We start from the raw sequence: 21,379 nt of genomic DNA on the forward strand, positions 1-21,379 counted from the left end.
TCGCTCAGCGGACTGAAGAGGGAGGGCACGGCAGGACCCTAGGAGTTTTGAGTGCCGTGACCGGGGAGGCGCCCCCCGGTCACGGGTGCCGAAAAAGGTGGGGGGTCAGAGGTTGGTGAGGTCCACCGGGATCTTCGGCTCGCAGCCGTCCCGGAGGATGGTCGCCTCGATCAGGCCGTAGGGCCGGTCGGCGGCGTAGTAGACCTCGTTGTCGTTCTTGAGGCCGAAGGGCTCGAGGTCCACCAGGAAGTGGTGCTTGTTCGGCAGGGAGAAGCGGACCTCGTCGATCTCGCTTCGGTTGTTGATGATGCGCGAGCCCATCTGGTACAGCGTCTGCTGCAGGGAGAGGGAGTACGTCTCGGCGAAGGCCTGGAGCATGTGCTTCTTGACCAGTTCGTAGGACTTCTCCCAGTTGGGCATCTTCTGCTCGTCGTCGGTCCAGTTGAACCGCCAGCGGCCGGAGACCTGGGTGGCCAGGATGCGGTCGTACGCCTCCTGCAGGGTCGTGTACTTGTCCTTGACGTAACCCCAGAACTCGGAGTTGGTCGAGTTCATCACGACGAGGTCCTTCAGGCCGGAGATGACCTCCCACTTCTCACCGTCGTAGGTGATCTGGGTGACGCGGGTCTCCTGGCCCTTGCGTACGAACGAGTGCTTGACCTCGTCCGCGCCGATGAACTTGGAGTTGGCGTCGGAGGTCTCGATCCGCTCCCAGGCGTACTCCTCGATGCGGATCCGGGCGATCTGGATCGGCTCCTGCGAGGTGACGAAGTGCCGGGCGAGGTGGATGCCGAACTGCTCGGCGGACTCGATGCCGTGTTCCTTGGCGAACGCGTACACCGTGTTCTTGGTGGTGTCGGTCGGCAGGACGTTGGCGTTGGAGCCGGAGTAGTGGACCTCGTCCATGTCGCCGCTCAGCGCCACGGAGACGTTGAGGTCCTTGATGTGGTGGGTGGCGCCGTCCCGCGTGATCTTTACGACTCGGTTCTCTGCCTTGCCGTACTGGTTCTGTCCCAGGATCGTGGGCATGTGTCTGCTAGCTCCCTCGGTAAACGGAGTAGCCGAACGGGTTGAGCAGCAGCGGTACGTGGTAGTGCTCCCCGGGGTTCACGGCGAAAGTGATCGCCACCTCGGGGAAGAACACGGCACCGCTGTCCCGATTCGCGGGGGCGTCCTGCTGCGCATCGGCTTGCTTCTTCTCGAAATACGCCTCGACCGCGAAGTCGAGCCGTACGTGTGTCGTGCCTTCCGGCAGGTCCGGAAGGTCCTTGCACCGGCCGTCGGCGTCGGTCGCGGAGCCGCCGAGCGCCTGCCAGTCCGCGCCGCGCCCGGAGCGGGCGGAGAGCTGGACGGCGACGCCCTCGGCGGGGCGGCCGACGGAGGTGTCCAGGATGTGCGTGGACACGGAGGCGGTGGTGCTGGTGCTCATGGTCTCAGGCGTCCTCTTCGACGAGTCGGGCCAGTCGGATGCGGTTGATCTTGCCCAGCTCGGTGCGGACGATCTCCCGCTCCTGCTCCGGCGAGTTGCCGATCCGCTCCTTGACCGCGTCGCGCATCTGCTCGCCGGTGCGGCCGGTGGCGCAGATCAGGAAGACGTGGCCGAACTTCTCCTGGTAGGCCAGGTTCAGTTCGAGCATCTCCGCCTTGAGCGCCTCGGTCGCGCCGGCCATGCCGCGCTGCTCACGCGCGGAGGTCGGGTCGCCGGGCTTGGGGCGGCCGATCGGCGGGTGGCCGGCCATCGCCTCTTCCAGGTCCGCGGTGCTCAGCTCGGCCATGGCGGCGTCGCCGGCGGCGTAGAGGGCGTCGGCGGCGGCGTACGGCCGGGCGGCGAGCAGCCGCCGGCCCCACTCGGTGGAGGCGCACGCCTCATGGAGGGCGGCGAGGGCCGCGTGCTCCTCCAGGACGTTGAACCGGGCCAGGCCCGGGGGCGTGGAAGTCGTAGTCACGGGAGCCTCCGTGGCCGGAAACGGCCTTTGTGCTGAACGGGCTGCGAACAGCTAACGCCCTCCGAAACACGACGTCAACACTTTGTTGAAAATTCCGCGTAACAAGCCGGGAGGCCCCCCGGGGGGACGTCAGGCGCCCTTCTCCCGGTTGAGGTAGTTGTAAACCGTGAAGCGGCTGACGCCCAGCGCACTCGCCACGGTCTCCACCCCGTGCCGCACTGCGAAGGCGCCCCGCGCCTCCAGTATGCGCACGACCTCCTGCTTGGACTTGCGGTCCAGGTCGGCCAGGGGCCTGCCCTGCTTGCGCTCCATGGCGGCGAGGATGTGGTCGAGCGAGTCGGCGAGCTGAGGCAGGCGTACGGCGACGACGTCGACGCCCTGCCAGGCGAGGACGACGTCCTCGGGGCTGGCCTCGTCGGACGGGAGCATCTCCCCGCCCATGGCGTCGACCAGCGGCTTCACAGCCGCGATGAAGTTCTCGTCCCCGTTGCCGGTCATTCGCCCGCTCCGATCACGTTGACCTGCAGCGAGATCCGGGTGGCACCGGCTTCCAGGGTCTTGCGCAGCAGCGCGTCCACGGCGGTCAGCACCGCGTCGGCGCCGCCCTCCGCCGTGTTGCCGAACGGGCCGACGTCCACCGCGTCCAGCTCCGCCGCCTCGATCACCTCGCGGGCCGCCAGCGCGTGCGCGGGCGCCTCGTCCAGGTCGAAGGGCTCGGTCGTGAACTCCACTCTCAGTCGCACTGTGCCCCCATGGCATCTGCTCCGACCCGCGCGTGCCGCCAGGTCCGCGGCGACGGGGGCCGGACCGCCCCGGCCGCATGGGGAGACCTTAACGGAGATGCGTGCCGACCCGGCTTCCCGAGAGGGCCGGGTTTTCCCGGACCTGCTGCGGCCTTCCCGCGACGGACGGACCGCCCGCCCGCGTAGAGCAGGAGACGGAATCCGTACAGGGAGGGACCACGAGGTGCGCACATTCGGGACAGGCGTGTTCAGAGGTGCCAGGGGTACGGCGATCGCGGCGGCGGCCATGGCCGCGCTGACCGCGTCCCAGGCGCCGGCGGCGGTGTCGGCGCGGGCCCCGGAGCCCGCCCGGAACCCGGCATCCACGGAACACGGGCCGAGCGTGTCCGGTGACGCCCCGTACCGCACCGATCTCCCGCCGCTCCGGACCGGTACACCGAAGCCCCGCTCGACATCGGGGGTGCCGGGCGGCGCCCTGCCCGCGACCGTGTTCGCCGCGTACCGGCGCGCCGAGTCGGAACTGGCTCGCACCGCGCCCGGCTGCCGGCTGCGCTGGCAGCTGCTGGCCGCGATCGGCCAGGTGGAGTCCGGGCAGGCGCGAGGCGGCCGGGTGACCCCGGACGGTACGACCGTGGCGCCGATCCTCGGGCCCCGGCTGACCGGCGGCGCCTTCGCCGTCGTCCGGGACACCGACGGTGGCGCCTACGACGGGGACGCGGCGTACGACCGCGCGGTCGGCCCGATGCAGTTCATCCCGTCGACCTGGTCCCACTGGGGGGCGGACGGCAACGGCGACGGGCGCACCGACCCGGACAACGTCTACGACGCGGCGCTCGCCGCCGGGCGCTATCTGTGCGCCGGCGGCCGGGACCTGTCGGACCCCGCCGAGCTGGACCGGGCGATCCTCGGCTACAACCGGTCGGAGGCCTATCTGCGCACGGTCAGGGCCTGGTACGCGTACTACCTGACCGGACACCGGGTGGTGCCGGACCGGTCGGCCGAGGCCCGGGAACGGCGGGAGCCGTCCCGTCCGAGCACCCCGAAGCCCGCGCCGAAGCCGTCGGACCGCGAACCCGGTACGGGCGCCCCGTCCCGCACGCCGTCCGCCCCGCCCGCCCCGCACGCCTCGCCCTCTCCCAGCCCGTCGCCGACGGCCGAGGTCCCGAAGGAGACGGAGGGGCCGCTGATCCCCGTCCCCGCACCGACCCTCACCCTGCCCGGCGGCGGCGTGCTGTCCGACATGGCCCGCTGACCAGCAACGGCTGGGACACGATGAACCTCCGCCCCTCCACAACCGCCGATACTCGGCGGTAATGTCGCCACCCGCCGGAAGCACGGACCGGCGGATGAGCGCAAAGGGGCCCTCATGGCGACGGACATGGCTGCGGACACACAAGCCGCCGACGAGCGTTGGCAGCGCATGTGGAGCCACCGTGAGCAGTTGCTCAAGGTGGCCCGGCGCCGGTCGATGAGCCTGGAGGACGCCGAGGACGCCGTGCACGAAGCGATGCTGCGCGCGGCGGAGCGCCCGGACCTCGACGACGAGCGCCTCGGCGCCTGGCTGACCACGGTGACGATGCGGCTGTGCGTCGACCGGCACCGGCAGGTCAACCGGGAGGCCGAGGTGCGCAGCAGCCCCACGCTCCACGCGCCGGGCCCGGTGCCGGTCGAGGAGGCGGTGTGCGACCGCGCCGAGGCGAAGTGGGTGGCCGTCCGCAGCGGAGAGCTGCCCGCCCGGCAGGCGGAGGCCCTGCGGCTGAAGTCCGAGGATCTGGACGTGGGCCAGGTCGCCGTGCGGATGGGGCTCAGCTACCGGACGGTGGAGTCCCTGCTGGCCCGGGCCCGGCGGACACTGCGGGCCTCGCTGGCCGGGACACTCGGGCTCGTGCTGTTCCTGCTCGGGCGCGGGCGGCCGCGCGGGGCGGGAAAGGCTCAGGCCGTGGCGGTCACCTCGACGGCGGCGACCCTGGTGGTGGCGGGGTTCGTGCTGCCGTACGCGCTCGACGCAGGCAGTGGCGCGCAGGCCCCGGCTCCACGGCCGGGTGTGTCCAGCGGCGCGCACGTGCTCCGGACGGACGGCACCGCGCAGGTGCGCGCTCCGAAGTCGCCCAGGCCCTCGGCGACGGTGGCCCCGGGGCGGCGGGCGACTCGCTCACCGGCCGGGGGATCCGCCGTACCGCTCTCCGTGCCGCCTCTCCCGGAGGTCTCGTCGCCTCCCCTTCCGGACCTGTCGGTGGAGTCGGCGGTGCCGTCGGTGCCGGCGCTCCCCTCCGTGCCGGTGCTCCCCTCGGTCACGGGGGCTCCCGCCGTGCCGTCCGTTCCGGTCGCCGTACCCACCCCCTCCTCCAAGCTGCCGTAGCCCCCGCGAACGAAGCGGCCGCAGCCCCCGGAAACGTGTCCGGGAAAAAATCTTGCCTCCGTCGCGACGGACGCCCCGCCCCTCCCCGTAGAGCAGATGTCGGAGCTGCTCCACAGGCGAAGGGTGGGACCGGATGGGTGTCGAGATCTGTGTGGAAGGGCTGACCAAGTCCTTCGGCCACCAGGTCATCTGGCAGGACGTCTCGCTGACGCTGCCCGCCGGCGAGGTGTCGGTGATGCTCGGCCCCTCCGGGACGGGCAAGTCGGTGTTCCTCAAGACGCTCGTCGGGCTCCTCAGGCCGGAGCGCGGGTCGGTCAAGGTCGCGGGCCGGGACATCACCGAGCTGCGTGAGCGCGACCTCTACGAGGTGCGGAAGTTGTTCGGCGTGCTGTTCCAGGACGGCGCGCTGTTCGGCTCGATGAACCTGTACGACAACATCGCCTTCCCGCTGCGCGAGCACACCCGTAAGTCCGAGAGCGAGATCCGGCGGATCGTGCTGGAGAAGATGGACATGGTCGGGCTGATCGGCGCGGAGGGGAAGCTGCCCGGCGAGATCTCCGGCGGTATGCGCAAGCGGGCCGGACTGGCCCGCGCCCTGGTGCTGGACCCGGAGATCATCCTCTTCGACGAGCCGGACTCGGGCCTCGACCCGGTGCGCGTGGCCTACCTCAACCAGCTCATCGTCGACCTCAACGCGCAGATCGACGCGACCTTTCTGATCGTCACGCACGACATCGCCTCGGCCCGCCAGGTCCCGGACAACATCGGGCTGCTGTTCCGCCGTGAGCTGGTGATGTTCGGGCCCCGCGAGGAACTGCTGACCAGCGACGAGCCCGTCGTACGACAGTTCCTGAACGGCCGGATGCAGGGGCCGATCGGCATGGCGGAGGAGAAGGACGCGGCGCAGGTCGAGCAGGAGCTGGCGCAGATCGACGAGGGCGGCGGGGGCAAGGTGCTCACGCCCCGCCTGCTGCCGAGTCCGGGCATCGTCCGCCCGCCCCGCTGGCAGGCGATCGCCGAACGGGAGGCCGACCTGCGCGGCAAGGAGGTGGCGGGCGCATGAGACTCTCGCCGACCGGCGCCCTACGGCACTCGGGCAACCTGTTCGTGATGGCGCTGGACGTGGTCCGGGCGCTCCCCCGACGTCCCTTTCAGGCAAGGGAGTTCATCCAGCAGGCTTGGTTCGTCGCGAGCGTCACGATCCTGCCGACCGCGCTCGTCTCGATCCCCTTCGGAGCGGTGATCGCGCTCCAGATCGGCAGCCTCACCCGGCAGTTGGGAGCACAGTCCTTCTCCGGTGCCGCCTCGGTACTCGCCGTACTGCGCGAGGCGTCTCCGATCGTCACCGCGCTGCTGATCGCGGGCGCGGGCGGAACGGCGATCTGCGCGGACCTCGGGGCGCGCAGGATCCGGGACGAGATCGACGCGATGCAGGTGCTCGGCATCGATCCGATCCACCGGCTCGTCGTGCCCCGCGTCCTGGCCTCGATGGTCGTCGCCGTGCTGCTGAACGGTCTGGTGTCGGTGGTCGGCGTCGCGGGCGGCTACTTCTTCAACGTCGTCCTCCAGAACGGCACGCCCGGCGCGTACTTGGCGTCCTTCACGACCCTCGCCCAGCTGTCCGACCTGTGGGCTGCCGAGATCAAGGCACTGGTGTTCGGAGCCATCGCGGCGATCGTCGCCTCGTACAAGGGGCTGACCGCGAAGGGCGGCCCTAAGGGCGTGGGCGACGCGGTCAACCAGTCCGTGGTGATCACCTTCATGTTGCTGTTCGTGACGAACTTCGTGATGACCGCGGTGTACTTCCAGGTCGTCCCGCAGAGGGGTTAGCCGATGCGACCACCAAGACTCCTCGGGCGCCCACTGCGCTCCCTCGAAGAGCTGGGCACCCAACTCTCCTTCTACGGACGCTCGTTGGCATGGACGGGCCGCACCCTGCGCCGCTACAAGAAGGAGATCCTGCGGCTGCTGGCCGAGGTCAGCTTCGGACGCGGTGCGCTGGCCGTCGTCGGCGGCACGGTCGGCGTCATCGCGTTCCTGTCCTTCTTCACCGGCACCGAGGTCGGCCTCCAGGGCTACGCGGCCCTCAACCAGCTCGGCACCTCCAATTTCGTCGCGTTCCTGTCGGCGTACTTCAACACCCGGGAGATCGCCCCGCTGGTGGCCGGGCTCGCCCTGTCCGCGACCGTCGGTGCCGGCTTCACCGCGCAGCTCGGCGCGATGCGGATCAGCGAGGAGACCGACGCGCTGGAGGTGATGGGCGTGCCCTCGCTGCCGTTCCTGGTGACGACACGGATGATCGCCGGCTTCGTCGCGGTGATCCCGCTGTACGTCATCGGGCTGCTGTCGTCGTACCTGGCCGCCCGCACCATCACCACCGGCTACTACGGACAGTCCACCGGCACGTACGACCACTACTTCCACCAGTACCTGCCGCCCGTCGACGTGCTGTGGTCCTTCGGCAAGGTGATCGTCTTCGCCGTCCTGATCATCCTGGTGCACTGCTACTACGGCTACTACGCGAGCGGCGGTCCGGCGGGGGTCGGCGTCGCGGTGGGGCGTGCGGTGCGGACGTCGATCGTCGCCATCAACGTCCTGGACTTCTTCCTGAGCCTCGCGATCTGGGGCGCCAGCACGACCGTACGGATCGCGGGGTGAGGCCGATGAGAGTGCTGAGACTCCGGTTGTACGGCATCGCGTTCATCGCCGTGCTCGCACTGCTGCTGTCACTCGCCGTCGCCGTCTACCAGCAGGCGTTCACGCCCGTCGTGCGGATCACCCTGGAGGCTGACAGCCTCGGCAACCAGCTCGATCCGCGGGCCGACGTCAAGCTGCGGGGGCTGCTGGTCGGCGAGGTGCGCGAGGTACACGCGGACGGCACGAAGGCCACGCTGGACATCGCGCTCAAGCCGGAGTACGTGCGCTTCATCCCGGCGGACGTGCACGCGCGACTGCTGCCCAAGACGCTGTTCGGCGAGAAGTACGTCGACCTGGTGGCACCCGCCCGCTTCGCCACCCGGCCCATCCGTGCCGGAGACGTCATCACCCAGGACCGTACGAAGGCGGGGATCGAGGTACAGCAGCTGATGAACGACCTGCTGCCGCTGCTGCGGACCGTCCGGCCGGGCGAACTGGACGCCACGCTCTCGGCGTTCGCCACCGCGCTGGAGGGCCGCGGCGACCGGATCGGCGACAACCTGACCCGGGTCGAGGGCTATCTGCACCGCCTCAACCCGCACCTGCCGTCCCTGCAGGAGGACATCGCGCGCTTCGCCGACGTCGCCGAGGTGTACGGCGACGCCGCGCCCGATCTGATGCGGATCCTGCGCAACACGCTCACCACCAGTCGGACGATCGTCGAGAAGAAGGACCAGCTGGCCGCCGCGCTCCGCTCGACCGCTTCCGTGGCGGGCACGGCCGACGACTTCCTGTCCGAGAACGGCGACCGGCTGATCACCCTGGGCCGGGTCTCCCGCCCGACGCTGGAGCTGTTCGCCCGCTACTCCCCCGAGTACCCCTGTGTGTTCGAGGGCCTGGTCCGGCAGGAGAAGGCCTCGGAGGAGGCGTTCCGGGGCGGCGAGATGCGGATCACCCTCGAGGTCGTCCGGCCGCAGGCCGCGTACCGGCCCGGCGAGGAACCGCGCTACGGCGAGCGGTCCGGGCCGAACTGCCGAGGACTGCCCCATCCGCGGGTGCCCGGACCGAAACCCCATCTCAACGACGGTACGTCGGCCGGAAGTCCGGGCGGCGCGCTTCCCGGAGGTGCCACCGTGTCCGCCACCGAGGCCGAGCAGCGGGCCGTCGGCTCGCTCGTGGCCCCCGTCATGGGCGTACCCGCCGACGAGGTGCCGCCCGTCACGACCCTGCTGTTCGGGCCGCTGGCCCGCGGGACGGCGGTGAGCGTCGCATGAGGACCTCAGGAGCCCGGCAGACCGCCGCCCCACTGATCAAGTTCAGCCTCTTCGCGCTGGTCACCATCGCGGCGACGGCCGTGCTCGCCGCGACCATCGTCAACGTCTCCTTCGCCCCGAAGGACATCTACCACGCGGTATTCACCGACGTGACCGGGCTGGAGGAGGGCGACGACATCCGGGTGGCCGGGGTGCGCGTCGGCGAGGTCGAGAGCATCCGGGTCAAGGACCGGACGCTGGCCGAGGTCACCTTCACGGTCACCGCGGACCGCGCGCTGCTGACCAGCAGCCACGCGGTCGTCCGCTACCGGAATCTGGTCGGGCAGCGGTACATCGCGCTGACCGAGGGCACGGGGGACGGCACGACCCGGCTACGGCCGGGCGGCACCATCCCGCTGTCCCGGACCCAGCCCGCGCTGGACCTCAACGCGCTGCTGAACGGCTTCAAGCCGCTGTTCGCCGCGCTCAGCCCGAGCGACGTCAATCAGCTCGCCACCGAGATCATCAGGACGCTGCAGGGCGAGGGCGGCACGGTGAACAGCCTCCTCGCACACACGGCCTCCCTCACGACGACCCTCGCCGACCGCGACGAACTGATCGGCTCGGTGATCGACAACCTCAACACCGTACTGGGGACGCTCGACAAGCGCGGCGCCCGCTTCTCGGGGCTGCTCAAGCAGCTGCGGCGGGTGATCTCCGGGCTGTCCGCCGACCGCAAGCCCATCGGGGACTCCCTGACGAACATCGGTGCCCTCGCCGACGCCACCGCCGGGCTGCTGACGGACGCGCGCCCGCCGCTGAAGGACGACATCGCCGGTCTGAACGACCTGACCGGAACGCTGAACGACAACGAGAAGACCGTGGAGGGCGTGCTGAAGCGGCTGCCGAACAAACTCGACGAACTGACCGGGGCGGCGTCCTACGGCTCGTGGTTCAACTTCTACCTCTGCGACTTCGACGGCAGGATCGTGCTGCCGAGGACGAAGCAGGTGCTGACTCCGGAACTGCACGTGGCACGGGCGAGGTGCGGCGGATGAGCCCGCGCATCGTGCGGCGCCGTCGCCGCCGACCCGAGCCCCTGATCAAGGTACGGATCCTGCCGCCGAGGCTGCCGAAGCTGCCGAAGCTGCCGAAGCTGCCCAAGCGCAGGTCCCGCCGACCCGAGCCCCTGGTGAAGGTCCGCATCCTGCCGCCGAAGCTCCCGAGGCTGCCGAAGCTGCCCAGGCGCAGGCCCCGCCGACCCGAGCCCCTCGTGAAGGTCCGCATCCTGCCGCCGAAGCTGCCGCGGATCCGGCTGAAGCGCCGCCGTCCGAAGCCGTTCCACGACCGCAGACCCGTCGTCGTGGGCGCCGTCGGTCTCACCGTCCTCGCGCTGCTGGCCGTCGCCGCGTTCAACGCCGACAACCTGCCGCTGATCGGTGGCGGCGAGACGTACAGCGCGGCCTTCTCGGAGGCGGGCGGGCTCAAGCCGGGCGACGAGGTGCGGATCGCCGGGGTCAAGGTCGGCAAGGTCGAGGGCGTCGACCTGGACGGCGACCACGTCAAGGTGACCTTCAAGGTCAAGGGGGAGCCGGCGTTCGGCACCGACACCGGCGCGTCGATCCGGGTCAGGACGATCCTCGGCGCGAAGTACCTGGCCCTGTACCCGAAGGGGCTCGGCCGGTTGAAACCGGGCAGTGAGATCCCGCTGAATCGGACGGTGTCGGCGTACGACGTCGTGCAGGCGTTCAGTGACCTGACGACGACCACGGAGGAGGTCGACACGGACCGGCTCGCGAAGGCGCTGGACACGATCTCCGTCACCTTCCAGGACTCGCCCGAGGAGGTGCGCGCGTCGATCAAGGGCCTGTCGAGGATCTCCAGGACGATCACCTCCCGTGACAAGGCGCTGCGTGACCTCCTGGACCACGCGAACGGAGTCACCAAGGTGCTGGCCGGGCGCACGAAGGACTTCTCCGCACTGGTGACGGACGGCAACGAGCTGTTCAAGGAGGTCGGCAAGCGGCGCACGGCGATCCACCGGCTGCTCAAGAGCTCCGCCCTGCTGGGCATCGAACTCTCCGGCCTGGTGGAGGACAACCGGAAGGAGATCGGGCCGGCCCTCAAGAACCTCAACACCTTCGTGAAGATGCTCGAACGCAACCAGGCGAGCCTCGACCGGAGCGTCCGGCTGCTCGCGCCCTACGTGCGGCTCTTCACCAACACCCTGGGCAACGGCCGCTGGTTCGACTCGTACGTCCAGAACCTGGTCGCCGCCCCGGTGACGCCACGGACGGGAGGCACCCGATGACCCGCAGACTCCTGGCGCTGTTCACCGCACTCGCGGTCGCCGTCGCACTCGCCGTGTTCCTGTGGCCGCACCCCGACCCCGTCCGCGTCACGGCGTACTTTCCGCGCACCGTCGGCATCTACCCCGGCTCCGACGTCCGCGTCCTCGGCGTCCGCATCGGCGAGGTCAAGAGGATCACACCGGAGGGCGGCCGGGTGCGGGTGGAACTGGAGTACGACCAGGGTCGCAGGGTTCCGGCGGACGCGCAGGCCGCCATCGTCAACTCCTCGGTGGTCAGCGACCGTTATGTGCAGCTGCTGCCGGTGTACCGGAGGGGTGCGGTGCTGCGGGACGGCGCCGTCATCCCCGAGTCCCGTACGGCCGTCCCCGTCGAGCTGGACCGGATCTTCGACAGCCTGCACACCACGGCCGAGGCGCTCGGCCCGAAGGGCGCGAACAAGGACGGCTCGCTGTCGCGGCTGCTCGGGGTGAGCGCGGACAACCTTAAAGGCCAGGGTCAGGACCTCAACCAGACCGTCGAGGACCTCTCACAGGCGGTCACCACGCTGTCCGACGGACGCGGCGACCTGTTCGGCACCGTGCGGAACCTCCAGGTGTTCACGGCCGCGCTGGCGGCGGACGACAAGAACGTGCGGTCGTTCGACACCAGCCTCGCCGAGGTGGCCGCGCAGCTTGCCGGCGAGCGCGAGGACCTCGCGGCGGCACTGAAGAACCTCGGCGCGGCGCTCGGCGACGTGTCCGACTTCGTGAAGAACAACAAGAAGGCGCTGACCTCGGACGTGCGGGGCCTCAGCAAGGTCACCAAAGTCCTCGTCACCCAACGGGCCGCACTGGAGGAGCTGTTGGACGTCGCCCCCACGGGCCTGTCGAACCTGCAGAACGCCTACAACCCCGCCGCCGGCACCCTCGACACCCGCAACAACGCGCAGACACCGCAGGACCCGGCGTCCCTGCTGTGCTCGCTGCTGAGGACGACCGGGGACGAGGGCGGCAAGAACCCCGACTGTGCGGAGCTGAAGAAGCTCTTCGACTCCCTGCCCGAGGTCCCGAAGGCCTCGGCGGCGACGGGCTCGGTCGACCGGACCCTCGGCGGAATCCTGGGGGCACGGACATGAGTGTGCAGCGCTTGGGTCGGGTGGCCGCCTGGACGGCGGTCGGCTCGCTGCTGCTGACGGGCTGCGAGTTCAACGGCTGGTACGACGTCCCGCTGCCCGGAGGTGCCGCCGCGGACGGCCGCGCGTACCACGTCACGGCCGAGTTCCGGGACGTCATGGATCTGGTGCCGCAGTCGGCGGTCAAGGTCGACGACGTCACCGTCGGCGCCGTCGAGAGGGTGGAACTGGACGGCTGGCACGCGCGCGTGCGACTGCGGATCGCCGACTCGGTGAGGCTTCCCGGCAACGCGGTCGCAGAGCTGCGGCAGACCAGCATGCTCGGCGAGAAGTACGTGGCGCTGTCCGCCCCGGCCGGCACCGCGCCGGTCGGCCGGCTCCGCGACGGCGACCGCATCCCGCTGTCCCGCAGCGGCCGCAACCCGGACGTGGAGGAGGTGCTGTCCGCCCTGTCCGCGCTGCTCAACGGCGGCGGGGTGGCCCAGCTCAAGACGATCACCGTCGAGCTGAACAAGGCCCTGGACGGCCGCGAGGACCGGGTCAGGGCCCTGCTCAAGGAGCTCGACACGTTCCTCGGCGGCCTCGACGACCAGCGGGCGGACATCGTCCGCGCGCTCAAGGGCGTCGACCGGCTGGCCAGGCGGCTGACGAAGGAGAAGAAGACCATCGCCGAGGCGGTCGACACCCTGCCGCCTGCCCTGAAAGTCCTCGCCGACCAGCGCCGCGGCCTGACGAGGATGCTGACCGGCCTGTCCAGGCTCGGCAGGACCGGCACCAGGGTCGTGAACGCCTCGCACGACGACACCGTCGCCGACCTCAAGGCACTGGGGCCCATCCTGCAGGAGCTGAACAAGGCGGGCGACGACCTGCCCAACTCCCTGGAACTGCTGACCACTTACCCGTTCCCGCGCAACGTGGTCGACGCTGTCAAGGGCGACTACGTCAACCTGAAGATCACCGCTGACCTGGACCTGGCGGGCGCCTACGGCAACGTCACCGACCAGCCGGGCGGGAAGGGCGGCGGCTCCGGCACCCCGGACCTGCCGACTCTGCCCAGCGTCCCCGCACCGACCCCGCTCCCGTCCGCCCCGCCCCTGCCGGACACCCCGTCCCCACCCGCCGTGCCCTCGACGCCCACGGACGGCGGCACCCTGCTGTGCCCGCCGGTCTGCACCGCGTCCTACGGCACCGGGGAGGGCTCGCACCGTCTCCCGCAGGGGATCGACCTCGGCCTGGCCGAGCTCATGCTGAAGGGGATACTGCCGTGATCACACGTACGGTCAGGGCCCAGCTGCTCGCCTTCGCGACCGTCACCGCCATCGGGGTGTCGTACGTCGGCGCCGAGTACACCGGCCTGGTGGACGACGTCCTCGACCGCGGCTACACCGTGCACGCGGACTTCGCCGAGTCCGGAGGTGTCTTCCCCGGCTCCGAGGTCACCTACCGCGGGGTGCCGGTGGGCCGGGTGGGCGACCTGAGGCTGACCGGTTCCGGGGTCTCGGTGTCCCTGAAGATCGAGGACGGCGCGCCGCGGATCCCGGCCGACACGCTGGCGGTGGTCGGCAACCGTTCGGCCGTGGGTGAGCAGTACGTCGACCTGCAACCACGGCGCTCGGGCGGCCCGTTCCTGATGGACGGCAGCCCGATCCCGCGTGGCCGCACCCGGACCCCGCTGCCGGTCACCGACCTCGTGCTCAGCCTCGACCGGCTGGTCAACTCCGTGGGCAAGGACGATCTGCGCACCACCGTGGACGAGTTGGGCAAGGCGTTCGCCGGCACCGGACCGGACCTGAGCCGCCTGGTGGACTCCGGCAACGAGCTGGTCGAGTCGGCGTCCGAGTCGCTCCCGGAGACGATCTCGCTGATCGAGGACTCGCGGAAGGTGCTCAGGACGCAGGCCGACCAGGGCTCGGCGATCAAGTCGTTCTCCCGTGATCTTGCCACGCTCACCGAGCAGTTGAAGTCGAGCGACGGGGACCTGCGCCGGCTGATCGGCAACACGGCTCCCGCCGCGCAGGAGATCGACTCCCTGCTGAAGTCCACGCAGCCGCACCTGCCGGTCCTGCTGGCCAACCTCATCAGCGGCGGTCAGATCACCATGGCCCGGCTGCCCGGCGTGGAACAGGCCCTGGTCACCTTCCCGCTCAACGTCGCAGGCAGCTACACCGTCGTCCCCGGCGACGGCACCACCCACTTCGGGCTGGTCCTCAACGCCGACGACCCGCCGCCGTGCACCCGGGGCTACGGCACGCAGCGCCGCGACCCCGCCGACACCGGCACGCGCCCGGCGAACACCGGCGCGCACTGCACGGCACCCCGTGGCGGCAGCACCTCGGTGCGCGGCGCGCAGAACGCCCCCGGCGCCTCGGCAGGTTCGGGCAGTGCGAACCAGGCCGCGTACGTGGCCCCGTACGACCCGGAGACCGGCACGACCGCCGGCCCGGACGGAACGCCCGTCGAGATCGGTTCGACGGGCGGCGAACAGAACGTGTTCGGAAAGGACTCGTGGCAATGGCTGCTCGTGGGACCGATGGCAGGAGAGGGGGGCGCATGAGGCCGCTGTGGGTGGGGCTCGTCGCCACGGCCGTTCTGGCGGCCGCGCTGTCCGTCTGGCTGGGGCTGCGGCTGTCCGGCCAGCATGCGGCGGAGCAGCGCCGCCAGGACGTCCTGGCGGCGGCCCGCCAGTCGGCGCTGAACTTCACCTCGCTCGACTACCGGCACTACGGCCGGGACAGCGGCAACGTGCTGAAGGGCGCCACCGGCGACTTCAAGAAGCAGTTCACCGCGCAGACGGCGCAGCTGACCCGGCTGGTCGCGCAGAACAAGTCGGTGTCCGAGGGGCAGGTCCTGGAGGCGGGCATCGTGCGGTCCGACGAGCGCTCGGCCCGGGTCCTGGTGGTGGCCGACAGCAAGGTGACCAACACCGCCGCGCCCGAGGGACAGGCGCGGACCTACCGGCTCCAGCTCGACCTGGTGCGCGTGGACGGCCGCTGGCTGACCTCCGACGTCGAGTTCGTGGGCTGACCCACCGGATGCCCCGCCAATTGCCCCACCGATGAGGAGAAAGACCGTGGCGCATACGACCTCCCGAACCCGCGGCTCCGGCTCCCCGGCCCGCCGCACCATGACCGCGGCCGCTCGCGCGGCGGCCAAGCGCGCCAGGCGACCGGAGCACGGCGAGACCGCCCCGCAGGCCGAGGGACGGCCCTCGGGACGCACCGTGTCCATCGAGCCCCCGGGCGGCTGGGACGACCCGCCCGAGCCGGAGACCGACGAGCAGGAGACCGATGAGCAGGAGAGCGCGCCCACGCGCCCGCCCGGCCTCGGGAGGCCGCTCACCGCGGCACTCTGCCTCGCGCTCGCGGCAGCCCTTGCCATGGCCGCCGTACTGGGGTGGCAGTACCGGCAGGGAGAGCAGACCGCACGGGCGCGCACCGAGGCCCTCGCCGCCGCCCGGAAGGCCGCGCCGGTCGTGCTGTCGTACGACTACCGCCACCTGGACCGTGACTTCGCCCGGGCCCGCGCCCTGCTGACGGGTGCGTTCCGCGACCAGTACGGCAAGACCACGAGGACGGTGGTCGGGCCGACCGCGAAGAAGTACCACGGCGTGGTGAAGGCGGTGGTGGCGGCACCCACGGACGGCGGCGCGCCCGCGGTCTCCGTCGTGTCCGCCGCACCGGGCAGGGCGGTCGTCCTGCTCTTCGTCGACCAGGTCACGCAGAGCACCCAGGTGTCGGGTTCCCGCCTGGATCTCAACCGGGTGCGGATGACGCTCGCCCGTACCTCCGACGGCTGGAAGGTGAGTGCCGTCGACGCCCTCTGACCAGGCCGTAGAAAGTGCCCCCGCGCAGCCCGCGCGGGGGCACTTTTTCGTGGCCGCCCTTGACAGTCGCCCCCGTCCGCAGGCAATCTTCCATTAAGCAGAAACGAACTTCCGCAATACGGAATCTTGACACGGAAGGGAGCGCGGCCCGAATGCCGGTTCTTGGATCGAACGCAGCCGCAGACCAGCGCTTCAACGTCAACCTGTCGATCCTCTTCACGGAACTCCCGCTGCTGGAGCGCCCCGCGGCCGCCGCCGCGGCGGGCTTCACGGCGGTCGAGCTGTGGTGGCCCTGGGTCGACTCCCCCACCCCCGAGCAGTCCGAGCTCGACGCCCTGAAGAAGGCGATCGAGGACGCGGGCGTCCAGCTCACGGGGCTGAACTTCTACGCCGGACAGCTGCCGGGCCCGGACCGCGGCGCCCTGTCGATCCCCGGTGCGGAGTCGGAGAAGTTCCGCGCCAACATCGACGTGGCCGCGGACTTCGCGGCCTCCCTCGGCTGCAGGGCGCTCAACGCGCTGTACGGCAACCGGGTCGAGGGCGTGGATCCGGCCGAGCAGGACGCGCTCGCCCTGGAGAACCTCACCCTCGCGGCCCGTGCGGCCGACCGGGTCGGCGCGATCATCCTGATCGAGGCGCTGAACCAGCCCGAGTCGCCGAAGTGCCCGATCGTGAGCGCGCCGAAGGCGATCGAGATCGTGGACAAGGTCAACGCGGCGACGGGCCTCGGGAACGCGAAGTTCCTGATGGACCTCTACCACCTGTCCATGAACGGCGAGGACCTGCCCTCGGTCATCGAGCGGTATACGTCGAAGACCGGCCACGTCCAGATCGCCGACAACCCGGGCCGCGGCGCCCCCGGGACGGGTTCGCTCCCGCTGGAGGAGCTGCTCGGCCGGCTGGGGAAGGCCGGTTACGACGGCTGGGTCGGCCTGGAGTACAAGGCCGGCGACCGCCCGAGCGCCGAATCCTTCGAGTGGCTGCCGCGCGAAGCGCGCGCGGCGCGCTGACCCCCTGACTTTGCAGAGCAGTTGAGAGAGGCACCCCCGACATGAGCAACGCCCTTGCAGATTCTTCCCGCCCGACCCGCCCGGCGATCGCATGGATCGGCCTCGGCATCATGGGCTCCCCCATGTCCGAGAACCTGATCAAGGCGGGTTACGACGTCACCGGCTTCACCCTGGAGCAGGACAAGCTGGACCGCCTGGCCGCCGCCGGCGGCACCGTGGCCGGCTCGATCGCCGAGGCCGTGCGCGACGCCGACGTGGTGATCACGATGGTGCCCGCCTCCCCGCAGGTCGAGGCGATCTCCTACGGGCCCGACGGCATCCTGGAGAACGCCAGGCCCGGCGCCCTGCTGATCGACATGTCCTCGATCACCCCGCAGACCTCGGTGGACCTCGCGAAGAACGCCGGGGAGAAGGGCATCCGGGTCCTCGACGCCCCCGTCTCCGGCGGTGAGGCCGGTGCGGTGGAGGCCGTGCTGTCGATCATGGTCGGCGGCGAGCAGGCCGACTTCGACCAGGCCAAGCCGATCTTCGACGCGCTGGGCAGGACCATCGTGCTGTGCGGCCCGCACGGCTCCGGCCAGACCGTGAAGGCCGCCAACCAGCTGATCGTGGCCGTGAACATCCAGGCCTGCGCCGAGGCCGTGGTCTTCCTGGAGAAGTCTGGCGTGGACCTGCAGGCCGCGCTGGACGTCCTCAACGGCGGCCTCGCGGGCTCGACCGTGCTGACGCGCAAGAAGGACAACTTCCTGAGCCGCGACTTCAGGCCCGGCTTCCGCATCGACCTGCACCACAAGGACATGGGCATCGTCACCGACGCCGCCCGCAACGTCGGCGCCGCCCTTCCGGTCGGTGCCGTGGTCGCCCAGCTGGTCGCCTCGCTGCGCGCCCAGGGCGACGGCGGCCTGGACCACTCGGCCCTGCTGCGGGCCGTGGAGCGCCTGTCCGGCGCCCAGGTCTGACGACCCCCCGAGACTTCCGGGCCGCGGCGCCGCTGACACCTGTCCTGTCGCGCCCAGGCGGCGCCGCGGCCCGGAATCTGCTTCAACAAACTGTTGACGTCTCGTCCACCCGAATCTAGGCTCACGCCAGCGGAAGCTCCACAAAGCGGAAGTCTTTTTCCGAAGGTTCCGAAGATTCCCGCTGCCCTCTCGCACGGAAGGTCCACGATGTCGAAGCGCGTGCTCACGACAGAGTCCGGCGCCCCGGTCGCCGACAACCAGAACTCAGCCTCCGCCGGCGTCGGCGGCCCGCTGCTGCTCCAGGACCAGCACCTCCTGGAGAAGCTGGCGCGCTTCAACCGCGAGCGCATCCCGGAGCGTGTGGTGCACGCCCGTGGCTCCGGCGCGTACGGCCACTTCGAGGTGACGGACGACGTCACCGGCTTCACCCACGCCGACTTCCTGAGCGCGATCGGCAAGCGCACCGAGGTGTTCCTGCGCTTCTCGACGGTCGCCGACTCCCTCGGCGGCGCGGACGCGGTCCGTGACCCGCGCGGTTTCGCGGTGAAGTTCTACACCGAGGAGGGCAACTACGACCTCGTCGGCAACAACACCCCGGTGTTCTTCATCAAGGACCCGATCAAGTTCCCCGACTTCATCCACTCGCAGAAGCGGGACCCGTTCACCGGCCGGCAGGAGCCGGACAACGTCTGGGACTTCTGGGCGCACGCCCCCGAGGCCACGCACCAGGTGACCTGGCTGATGGGCGACCGCGGCATCCCGGCGTCGTACCGCCACATGAACGGCTACGGCTCGCACACCTACCAGTGGACGAACGCCGAGGGTGAGGCCTTCTTCGTCAAGTACCACTTCAAGACGAACCAGGGCATCCGCTGCCTCTCCGCCGAGCAGGGCGCCGAGCAGGCCGGCAAGGACCCCAACTCGCACCAGACAGACCTGCTCCAGGCCATCGAGCGCGGGGTGCACCCGTCCTGGACCCTGTACGTCCAGATCATGCCGGCGGCCGAGGCGGCCGAGTACCGCTTCAACCCGTTCGACCTGACCAAGGTGTGGCCGCACCGGGACTACCCGCTGCAGCGGGTCGGCCGGCTGGTGCTGGACCGCAACCCGGACAACGTGTTCGCCGAGGTCGAGCAGGCCGCGTTCTCCCCGAACAACTTCGTTCCGGGCATCGGCCCCTCCCCCGACAAGATGCTCCAGGGCCGGCTGTTCGCCTACGCGGACGCGCACCGCTACCGCCTGGGCGTCAACCACACCCTGCTCGCCGTCAACGCCCCGAAGGCGACGACCGCGCAGAACTACGGCCGCGACGGCTTCATGGCGTCCAACGCCCAGGGCCGCCACGCCAAGAACTACGAGCCGAACTCGTACGACGGCCCGGTGGAGACCGGCCGCCCACTGTCGGCCCCGCTGGCGGTCTCCGGCCACACCGGCACCCACGAGGCCCCGCTGCACACCAAGGACGACGACTTCTACCAGGCGGGCGAGCTGTATCGCCTGATGTCCGCGGAGGAGAAGCAGCGTCTGGTCGCGAACATCGCCGGCGGCCTCTCGCAGGTTTCCCGCGACGACGTGATCGAGAAGAACCTGGCCCACTTCCACGCCGCCGACCCCGAGTACGGCAAGCGCGTCGAGGAGGCGGTCCGCGCCCTGCGCGAGGACTGAGGCCACTGACAGCGTCCGGGTTCCGACGGGGAGGTCGGGCCCGGACGCGGACGACCCGCAACCGAGCGGTCCGGATGAGGGGTGACCACTCGGTACGGCGGGCAGGGCGAGGACCGCGGCGGTGTGCGAGCCAGTGCGGTGGTGAAGGATCCGAGCACCCTTCTCGACCAGAGGGAAGGGGCTCCGGCTCCGTCGCATCCGCCGCGGTCCCCAGCCACGACCTCCCACGACCTCGGTGCGAGGTCCCCGTCCCCGTCCGGCGGCGCGAATGTCCTGTCGCGCCCAGCCTCGCGCCGTCGGACGGCCATCACACGGCATCGGAAGCGCCCCCTGGCACAGGGGGCGCTTCCGTGCTGTCCGGGGCTCCGGGGGTGCGCTCCTGCCGCTTCCGCAGGACGCTGATCCCATGGGCAATCCGACGCAGTACCCGCACATCGTGGTCCACGCTCCGGCCCTCGACGGCTCCCGACGGGTCACCGAGGGGGACGTGACCCTGGGGCTCGCCTCCCACCTGGACGACGTCGTCGAGATCCTGCGGCTGGCCGACCTGGACCGCATCGAGGTCGAGGAGAGCGACCTCATCGAGTGGCAGGGCGGCGGGCCCGACGACTGGCCGGGCCTGTCCGAGCACGAGGTCTAGGAAAGACGAGTACGGGGTCCGGGGAAGACGAGTACGACAGCGGCCGTAGCCGGCCTGCGCAACCCTCAAATCAACCTCTGAACACCGCGAGAGAGGCTTGGGCACCCGGGACCGGCGGGCACAACACCGGCAGACGGGGCCCGCCGGCACGGGGGCGGCGGGTCCCGGACGGGGGTGCGTGATGGCTGGTACGACGAGGATCCCGACGGACCCGCAGGAGCTCGCCCTGCTGCGGGGAGGTGCCCGGGACGCCGTGACGGTGGCGGTGCTGGACCTGCATCTGCGGGGTGCGGTGAAGGCCGGGCGGGCCGGCACGATGCGGGCCTCGGGTCCGGTGCCCGGAGGGGCCCCGACGACGCTCGCGAAGGCAGTGCACGCCGGTCTCTACCGCCCCGCCGGCATGCGGCAGTTGCTGGACCGGCGGCCGGTGCGGGCGGCGCTCGGAGAACTGCGCGCGGAACTGGTCGCGGCGGGCCTGCTGCGGGCCGTCCTCCCGGGCCGTACCCGCGCCGGCCGCAGAGTCCTGAGGAACCTGCGCGCCCGCAATCCGCTGCCCGTCCGCGGCTCGGCTCCATCCTCCGAGGACAAGCTGCTGCTGGTGGCCCTGCACGGCGACAGGGCGCTGACCGTGCTGGCCCCGCGCTTCACCCGGGACGCGGGCCTGACGGGCCGCGGCGGCACCACGGAACGCGAGCTGCCCCAGTCCTGGGGCAGCTCGGGCGGTGGGGGCTTCAGCTGCGGGGCGGTGTGATCTCAGATCCGTTCACCCGGCGGCCGCAGATCCGGGCACCCGCACATGCCTCGGGGGGGGGGGGGGGGGGGGGGGGGGGGGGGGGGGCGGCGGGGGGGGGGGGGGGGGGGGGGGGTGGGGGAGGGGGAGGGGGGGGGTGGGGGGGTGGGTGGGGGGGAGTGGGGGGGAGG

23 protein-coding genes are annotated in these 21,379 nt (G+C 70.9%); 18 read left to right on the plus strand and 5 right to left on the minus strand.

Features of this window, described 5'->3' with window-relative positions:
* Positions 1-105: 105 nt before the first annotated feature.
* The 5 genes from pucL to AC07DS_RS35050 all read right to left on the minus strand — a co-directional run bounded on the left by pucL (position 106) and on the right by AC07DS_RS35050 (position 2,689).
* Positions 106-1,029: a factor-independent urate hydroxylase gene (pucL, locus tag AC07DS_RS35030; RefSeq protein ID WP_479151959.1), complete on the minus strand. Its 924-nt coding sequence runs from the start codon at positions 1,027-1,029 to the stop codon at positions 106-108.
* Positions 1,030-1,036: 7 nt separating this feature from the next.
* Complete coding sequence (gene uraH / locus AC07DS_RS35035) at positions 1,037-1,429, minus strand: hydroxyisourate hydrolase (protein WP_479151963.1); 393 nt, start codon at positions 1,427-1,429, stop codon at positions 1,037-1,039.
* A gap of 4 nt (positions 1,430-1,433) precedes the next feature.
* Positions 1,434-1,946, minus strand: a complete 513-nt coding sequence (gene uraD, locus AC07DS_RS35040) for a 2-oxo-4-hydroxy-4-carboxy-5-ureidoimidazoline decarboxylase (protein ID WP_479151965.1) — start codon at positions 1,944-1,946, stop codon at positions 1,434-1,436.
* A 129-nt stretch (positions 1,947-2,075) separates the two neighbouring features.
* A complete protein-coding gene (locus AC07DS_RS35045) occupies positions 2,076-2,444 on the minus strand; it encodes a helix-turn-helix domain-containing protein (protein ID WP_479151967.1) in 369 nt (122 codons plus the stop codon).
* Positions 2,441-2,689 (minus strand): YkoF family thiamine-binding protein, encoded by a 249-nt coding sequence (locus AC07DS_RS35050; RefSeq protein ID WP_361226935.1) that lies wholly within the window; start codon positions 2,687-2,689, stop codon positions 2,441-2,443. The genes AC07DS_RS35045 and AC07DS_RS35050 overlap by 4 nt, the downstream gene beginning before the upstream one ends.
* A 244-nt stretch (positions 2,690-2,933) precedes the next feature.
* Here AC07DS_RS35050 and AC07DS_RS35055 point away from each other — a divergent pair, with 244 nt between their 5' ends.
* The 18 genes from AC07DS_RS35055 to AC07DS_RS35140 all read left to right on the plus strand — a co-directional run bounded on the left by AC07DS_RS35055 (position 2,934) and on the right by AC07DS_RS35140 (position 21,209).
* Positions 2,934-3,941 (plus strand): lytic transglycosylase domain-containing protein, encoded by a 1,008-nt coding sequence (locus AC07DS_RS35055; RefSeq protein WP_479151969.1) that lies wholly within the window; start codon positions 2,934-2,936, stop codon positions 3,939-3,941.
* Positions 3,942-4,055: 114 nt separating this feature from the next.
* Entirely contained in the window at positions 4,056-5,048 is a 993-nt protein-coding gene (locus AC07DS_RS35060) for an RNA polymerase sigma factor (protein WP_479151971.1), read from the plus strand.
* Between the two features lie 133 nt (positions 5,049-5,181).
* A complete protein-coding gene (locus AC07DS_RS35065; RefSeq protein WP_479151973.1) occupies positions 5,182-6,111 on the plus strand; it encodes an ABC transporter ATP-binding protein in 930 nt (309 codons plus the stop codon).
* Complete coding sequence (locus tag AC07DS_RS35070) at positions 6,108-6,878, plus strand: MlaE family ABC transporter permease (protein ID WP_479151975.1); 771 nt, start codon at positions 6,108-6,110, stop codon at positions 6,876-6,878. The genes AC07DS_RS35065 and AC07DS_RS35070 overlap by 4 nt, the downstream gene beginning before the upstream one ends.
* A 3-nt stretch (positions 6,879-6,881) precedes the next feature.
* Positions 6,882-7,706, plus strand: a complete 825-nt coding sequence (locus AC07DS_RS35075) for an MlaE family ABC transporter permease (protein WP_479151977.1) — start codon at positions 6,882-6,884, stop codon at positions 7,704-7,706.
* Between the two features lie 5 nt (positions 7,707-7,711).
* Positions 7,712-8,959, plus strand: a complete 1,248-nt coding sequence (locus tag AC07DS_RS35080) for an MCE family protein (RefSeq protein ID WP_479151978.1) — start codon at positions 7,712-7,714, stop codon at positions 8,957-8,959.
* The gene (locus AC07DS_RS35085) at positions 8,956-9,996 is read left to right on the plus strand and encodes an MCE family protein (protein WP_479151979.1); all 1,041 of its coding nucleotides are present in this window, start codon (positions 8,956-8,958) and stop codon (positions 9,994-9,996) included. The genes AC07DS_RS35080 and AC07DS_RS35085 overlap by 4 nt, the downstream gene beginning before the upstream one ends.
* 227 nt (positions 9,997-10,223) lie before the next feature.
* Positions 10,224-11,249, plus strand: coding sequence for an MCE family protein (locus AC07DS_RS35090; protein ID WP_479152131.1), 1,026 nt, complete (start codon positions 10,224-10,226; stop codon positions 11,247-11,249).
* Entirely contained in the window at positions 11,246-12,364 is a 1,119-nt protein-coding gene (locus tag AC07DS_RS35095) for an MCE family protein (protein ID WP_479151981.1), read from the plus strand. The genes AC07DS_RS35090 and AC07DS_RS35095 overlap by 4 nt, the downstream gene beginning before the upstream one ends.
* Positions 12,361-13,629, plus strand: coding sequence for an MCE family protein (locus AC07DS_RS35100; protein ID WP_479151983.1), 1,269 nt, complete (start codon positions 12,361-12,363; stop codon positions 13,627-13,629). Before AC07DS_RS35095 ends, AC07DS_RS35100 begins: the two co-directional genes overlap by 4 nt.
* Positions 13,626-14,915 carry an MCE family protein gene (locus AC07DS_RS35105; RefSeq protein ID WP_479151985.1) on the plus strand — a complete coding sequence of 430 codons (1,290 nt, stop codon included), beginning with the start codon at positions 13,626-13,628 and terminating at the stop codon, positions 14,913-14,915. The genes AC07DS_RS35100 and AC07DS_RS35105 overlap by 4 nt, the downstream gene beginning before the upstream one ends.
* Positions 14,912-15,385 carry a hypothetical protein gene (locus AC07DS_RS35110; protein ID WP_479151987.1) on the plus strand — a complete coding sequence of 158 codons (474 nt, stop codon included), beginning with the start codon at positions 14,912-14,914 and terminating at the stop codon, positions 15,383-15,385. The genes AC07DS_RS35105 and AC07DS_RS35110 overlap by 4 nt, the downstream gene beginning before the upstream one ends.
* Positions 15,386-15,431: 46 nt before the next feature.
* Positions 15,432-16,184: a hypothetical protein gene (locus AC07DS_RS35115; protein WP_479151989.1), complete on the plus strand. Its 753-nt coding sequence runs from the start codon at positions 15,432-15,434 to the stop codon at positions 16,182-16,184.
* A gap of 152 nt (positions 16,185-16,336) precedes the next feature.
* A complete protein-coding gene (locus AC07DS_RS35120; protein ID WP_479151993.1) occupies positions 16,337-17,194 on the plus strand; it encodes a TIM barrel protein in 858 nt (285 codons plus the stop codon).
* Between the two features lie 41 nt (positions 17,195-17,235).
* Positions 17,236-18,153: a 2-hydroxy-3-oxopropionate reductase gene (locus AC07DS_RS35125; protein ID WP_479151995.1), complete on the plus strand. Its 918-nt coding sequence runs from the start codon at positions 17,236-17,238 to the stop codon at positions 18,151-18,153.
* 207 nt (positions 18,154-18,360) lie between these two features.
* Positions 18,361-19,818, plus strand: a complete 1,458-nt coding sequence (locus AC07DS_RS35130) for a catalase (RefSeq protein ID WP_479151997.1) — start codon at positions 18,361-18,363, stop codon at positions 19,816-19,818.
* Between the two features lie 406 nt (positions 19,819-20,224).
* Positions 20,225-20,458 carry a hypothetical protein gene (locus tag AC07DS_RS35135; RefSeq protein WP_053657434.1) on the plus strand — a complete coding sequence of 78 codons (234 nt, stop codon included), beginning with the start codon at positions 20,225-20,227 and terminating at the stop codon, positions 20,456-20,458.
* Between the two features lie 181 nt (positions 20,459-20,639).
* Positions 20,640-21,209, plus strand: a complete 570-nt coding sequence (locus AC07DS_RS35140; RefSeq protein WP_479152001.1) for a TIGR04222 domain-containing membrane protein — start codon at positions 20,640-20,642, stop codon at positions 21,207-21,209.
* Positions 21,210-21,379 lie beyond the last annotated feature (170 nt).

This window comes from Streptomyces sp. NPDC044064 (genome assembly GCF_056434245.1).

Coding starts and splice junctions, on each gene's coding strand:
- AC07DS_RS35045 (WP_479151967.1), bottom strand. CDS start 2,444: ATGACCGGCAACGGGGACGAGAACTTCATCGCGGCTGTGAAGCCGCTG.
- AC07DS_RS35125 (WP_479151995.1), top strand. CDS start 17,236: ATGAGCAACGCCCTTGCAGATTCTTCCCGCCCGACCCGCCCGGCGATC.
- AC07DS_RS35095 (WP_479151981.1), top strand. CDS start 11,246: ATGACCCGCAGACTCCTGGCGCTGTTCACCGCACTCGCGGTCGCCGTC.
- AC07DS_RS35140 (WP_479152001.1), top strand. CDS start 20,640: ATGGCTGGTACGACGAGGATCCCGACGGACCCGCAGGAGCTCGCCCTG.
- AC07DS_RS35085 (WP_479151979.1), top strand. CDS start 8,956: ATGAGGACCTCAGGAGCCCGGCAGACCGCCGCCCCACTGATCAAGTTC.
- AC07DS_RS35080 (WP_479151978.1), top strand. CDS start 7,712: ATGAGAGTGCTGAGACTCCGGTTGTACGGCATCGCGTTCATCGCCGTG.
- AC07DS_RS35075 (WP_479151977.1), top strand. CDS start 6,882: ATGCGACCACCAAGACTCCTCGGGCGCCCACTGCGCTCCCTCGAAGAG.
- AC07DS_RS35130 (WP_479151997.1), top strand. CDS start 18,361: ATGTCGAAGCGCGTGCTCACGACAGAGTCCGGCGCCCCGGTCGCCGAC.
- pucL (WP_479151959.1), bottom strand. CDS start 1,029: ATGCCCACGATCCTGGGACAGAACCAGTACGGCAAGGCAGAGAACCGA.
- uraH (WP_479151963.1), bottom strand. CDS start 1,429: ATGAGCACCAGCACCACCGCCTCCGTGTCCACGCACATCCTGGACACC.
- AC07DS_RS35120 (WP_479151993.1), top strand. CDS start 16,337: ATGCCGGTTCTTGGATCGAACGCAGCCGCAGACCAGCGCTTCAACGTC.
- AC07DS_RS35070 (WP_479151975.1), top strand. CDS start 6,108: ATGAGACTCTCGCCGACCGGCGCCCTACGGCACTCGGGCAACCTGTTC.
- AC07DS_RS35110 (WP_479151987.1), top strand. CDS start 14,912: ATGAGGCCGCTGTGGGTGGGGCTCGTCGCCACGGCCGTTCTGGCGGCC.
- AC07DS_RS35100 (WP_479151983.1), top strand. CDS start 12,361: ATGAGTGTGCAGCGCTTGGGTCGGGTGGCCGCCTGGACGGCGGTCGGC.
- AC07DS_RS35065 (WP_479151973.1), top strand. CDS start 5,182: ATGGGTGTCGAGATCTGTGTGGAAGGGCTGACCAAGTCCTTCGGCCAC.
- AC07DS_RS35135 (WP_053657434.1), top strand. CDS start 20,225: ATGGGCAATCCGACGCAGTACCCGCACATCGTGGTCCACGCTCCGGCC.
- AC07DS_RS35060 (WP_479151971.1), top strand. CDS start 4,056: ATGGCGACGGACATGGCTGCGGACACACAAGCCGCCGACGAGCGTTGG.